General features: G+C 61.6%; 4 protein-coding genes. 2 read left to right on the top strand and 2 right to left on the bottom strand.

The window, feature by feature from the left end; translation table 11 throughout:
• Nucleotides 1–44 precede the first annotated feature (44 nt).
• Nucleotides 45–1,517, top strand: coding sequence for an efflux transporter outer membrane subunit (locus tag ACW9HW_RS29515; RefSeq protein WP_457402859.1), 1,473 nt, complete (start codon nt 45–47; stop codon nt 1,515–1,517).
• Between the two features lie 2 nt (nt 1,518–1,519).
• On the opposite strand, the gene ACW9HW_RS29510 is transcribed toward ACW9HW_RS29515, so the two are convergent.
• Nucleotides 1,520–2,278, bottom strand: coding sequence for a slipin family protein (locus ACW9HW_RS29510; protein ID WP_095192449.1), 759 nt, complete (start codon nt 2,276–2,278; stop codon nt 1,520–1,522).
• Between the two features lie 2 nt (nt 2,279–2,280).
• Nucleotides 2,281–2,814, bottom strand: a complete 534-nt coding sequence (locus ACW9HW_RS29505; protein ID WP_457402857.1) for an NfeD family protein — start codon at nt 2,812–2,814, stop codon at nt 2,281–2,283.
• 197 nt (nt 2,815–3,011) lie between these two features.
• On the opposite strand from ACW9HW_RS29505, the gene ACW9HW_RS29500 reads away from it, so the two are divergent.
• The gene (locus tag ACW9HW_RS29500) at nt 3,012–3,473 is read left to right on the top strand and encodes an aminoacyl-tRNA deacylase (RefSeq protein ID WP_095192447.1); all 462 of its coding nucleotides are present in this window, start codon (nt 3,012–3,014) and stop codon (nt 3,471–3,473) included.
• Nucleotides 3,474–3,543 lie beyond the last annotated feature (70 nt).

Here is a 3,543-nt window from a genome sequence, read left to right as displayed (position 1 = left end):
TGGGACGGTGCGTTGACCACAATCTATTTTCAAAAGGTGATCCCCTGTGGGAGCGAGCCTGCTCGCGAAGAGGCCGTCAGCCTCGACTCACCTTGTGCGCCTTACTGGTCATGAGTCTTTCAGCCTGCACCGTCGGCCCGGACTTCAAGAAGCCCGAAGCCCAACAAGTTACCGAGTGGTCGAAACCTTCAAATGCCGCCCCCAGCCAGGCCATCACCGAGGCGATGAACGAACGCTGGTGGGAAGTGTTCAACGACCCGAAGCTATCGGCCCTGAGTCAGCGCGCCCTGACCGATAACCTCGACCTGAAACTGGCGAGCAGTCGCCTGGAGCAAAGCCGCGCGGTGCGCCAGGTGGTCACCGCCGACCGCTACCCGACGACCGCCGCCACAGGCAGCTACGCCCGTAAACGCAACAGCGGCGAAGGCTTGATGGACCCCTCGGGGCACAACGGCAATTCCGCATTCAACCTCTGGGATGCCGGTTTCTCTGCATCCTGGGAGCTGGATTTCTGGGGGCGGGTGCGCCGCGAAACCGAGGCCGCCGACGCCACACTGGAAGTCGCGGAAAACGACCGTCGCGGTGTGCTGTTGTCGGTCCTCGCTGAAACCGCCCAAGACTACATTCAACTGCGCGGTGTGCAAAACACCCGGGCCGTCACCGAGCAGAATCTAGAGGTGGCTCGCCACAGTCTGAAGCTGTCGCAGCTGCGCCTGGCCGATGGTGTCGCCACGGATCTGGACGTCGCCGAAGCCGCCGCGCAAGTCGCCGCCATCGAATCGCGCCTGCCGGCGCTGGAACAACGTCAGGCACAACTGATCAACGCCTTGAGCCTGTTGATGGGTGAACCGCCCCAGGCGCTGACGGCCGAGCTATCCACCGACGCGCCGGTGCCGCAGACGCCGCGCCAGGTTGCCATCGGCCTGCCGTCGCAACTGGCCGAGCGCCGCCCGGACATCCGCCAGGCCGAGGCCCGTCTGCATGCCGCAACGGCGAGCATCGGCGTGGCCAAGGGGGATTTCTATCCACGCATTACCCTGTCGGGCAATGTCGGTTCGCAAGCCATGCAGCTGAGCGATTTCGGTTCGTGGGGCTCGCGTACCTTCGGCATCGGCCCGCAATTCACCCTGCCGTTGTTCGACGGTGGGCGCTTGCGCGGCGTGCTGAACCTGCGCGAAGCCCAGCAACAGGAAGCGGCCATCGCCTACCAGCAAACCGTGCTGCGGGCCTGGCATGAAATCGATGACCAATTGAGCGCCTACAACGCCAGCCAATTGCGTCGCGACAGCTTGGCCGAAGCGGTGCGCCAGAACCGGATCGCCCTGCAAACCGCGCAACGGCAATACGTTGAAGGCGTGGTGGATTTCGTCAACGTGCTTACGGTGCAAGGCGCGCTGCTGGCGACCCAGGAGCAATGGGTCGAGAGTTCGACCGGCGTGTCGCTGGCAGCGGTAGGGTTGTACAAGGCCCTGGGTGGTGGATGGGAGTCGGTTTATCCGCTCGCCGCGCAGCGTTGAGTTCAAGGCTTGGCCGACAAATCCGCCATGCCCTTGAGCAACTCGATCGGCAATGGAAAGACGATGGTCGAACTCTTGTCGCCGGCAATCGAGCTCAGCGTCTGCATGTAACGCAACTGCATGGCGCCGGGCTGGCGACCGAGCATTTCGGCGGCCTGCATGAGTTTTTCCGAGGCCTGCAATTCGCCTTCGGCATGGATCACCTTGGCCCGGCGTTCCCGTTCCGCTTCGGCCTGTCTGGCGATGGCGCGGATCATCGATTCGTTGAGGTCCACGTGCTTGATTTCGACGTTGGCCACCTTGATGCCCCAGGCATCGGTCTGGGCATCGAGCACTTGCTGGATGTCGATGTTCAGTCGTTCGCGTTCGGCCAGCAGTTCATCGAGTTCGTGTTTACCGAGCACCGCGCGCAAGGTGGTTTGCGCCAATTGACTGGTGGCCATCAGAAAGTCTTCGACCTGGATGATTGCCTTTTGCGGATCGAGAACGCGGAAGTACAGCACAGCGTTGACCTTGACCGATACGTTGTCGCGGGTGATCACATCTTGTGCTGGCACGTCGAGGACGATGGTGCGCAGATCGACGCGGACCATTTGCTGGATCACCGGAATCAGCAGGATCAAGCCCGGGCCTTTGACCTGCCAGAAGCGTCCGAGCTGGAACACCACCCCACGCTCGTATTCGCGCAGGATGCGAAACGTCGCGCCTGCCAATGCGATCAGCAATAACAGGAGCGCGACAAAACCCAGCTGTAAGCCCATGACTATTCTCCAACCGATACCGCGTCAGTCGCGGCCACTTCCAGCATTAATCCCTTGCGTGCCACCACCCGGACCCGCTGCCCGATCTGCAGCGGCTTGGCGCTCGACACCTGCCAGCGTTCGCCCTGCAAATGCACCCAGCCGTGACAGATATCGCCGACCTGCAATGACAACACCGGCGTCACGCTGCCCAGCAGTCCGGCATCGCCGCTGACAGTCTGGCGCGGTCGGGTTTTCAGGGCGCGGATCAGCAGGAAGATCAGCAGCAGTGCACTGATCAGTCCCAAGCCAATCATCAAGGGTACGGGTAATTCGGCATTGGTCAGGATCACGGCGCCGATCACGAACATCACGATCCCGCCCAGGCCGATCACGCCGTAGTTGGGCAGGGCGGCCTCGGCGATCAGAAACGCGATGCCGAAGGTAATCAGCCAGATGCCGATGGGGTCGGGAGCCGGCAGTCCGGCGGGGTCCGCAGCGAAGGCGGAGCCGCTCAAGGCCAGCAGAAATGCAATGGCACAACAACGCGTATTCACGTGACCCTCCGGGAGAGTCGCTGGTGGTTCTGTATACAGTTTAGTTGACGTGTCAGTTGTATGAATTTTGCTCAGTTGTCGACCTGTCCGATGGGCGGATTTCCCGCCGGATCGTTCCGGCAGGCCTAGACTTTGAGTACGTAGAAAAAGTGTTAACCATCGTCCGCCAGGCGTTTTTGCGGACACCGAGGTGCATCATGCGTATGGCAAGAACCGTGCAGAGAAGCCTGGAAAAGGCTCAATGCGACTATGACATCGTCACCCATCCCCACTCGGCCAGCAGCCTCGAAACGGCGCGTGTGGCGGGCATTCCCGCCGAACGGGTGGCCAAATCCGTAATCCTCGACGACCACCACGGGCACTACCTGATGGCTGTGCTGCCCGCCAGCCGTCATCTGGACCTGAGCAAAGTCCGCAGCAGCGGTGAATGGCAAGTCTCCCGTGAAAGCAACCTGCCGCACCTGTTTGACGATTGCGAACGCGGCGCCGTGCCTGCCCTGGGCGAAGCCTATGGACTGGACGTGGTCATCGACCCGCTGTTGACCCGGCAGAAAGACATCTACCTGGAAGCCGGCAACCACACCAATCTGCTGCACATGAACGTGCCGGATTTCCTGAAAATGGTGCCGCATGCGGAAGTGCGGGAGTTGAGTTATTAAGTATTTGCAGCGCCTGTGACATCGATTCGCGAGCAGGCTCACCCCCACACAAAACCCCCCCCCCCCCCCC

It is taken from the genome of Pseudomonas sp. SDO5532_S415 (genome assembly GCF_054071155.1).
This window is presented reverse-complemented; position numbering and strand designations above follow the sequence as displayed.

Coding starts and splice junctions, on each gene's coding strand:
- ACW9HW_RS29510 (WP_095192449.1), bottom strand. CDS start 2,278: ATGGGCTTACAGCTGGGTTTTGTCGCGCTCCTGTTATTGCTGATCGCA.
- ACW9HW_RS29500 (WP_095192447.1), top strand. CDS start 3,012: ATGCGTATGGCAAGAACCGTGCAGAGAAGCCTGGAAAAGGCTCAATGC.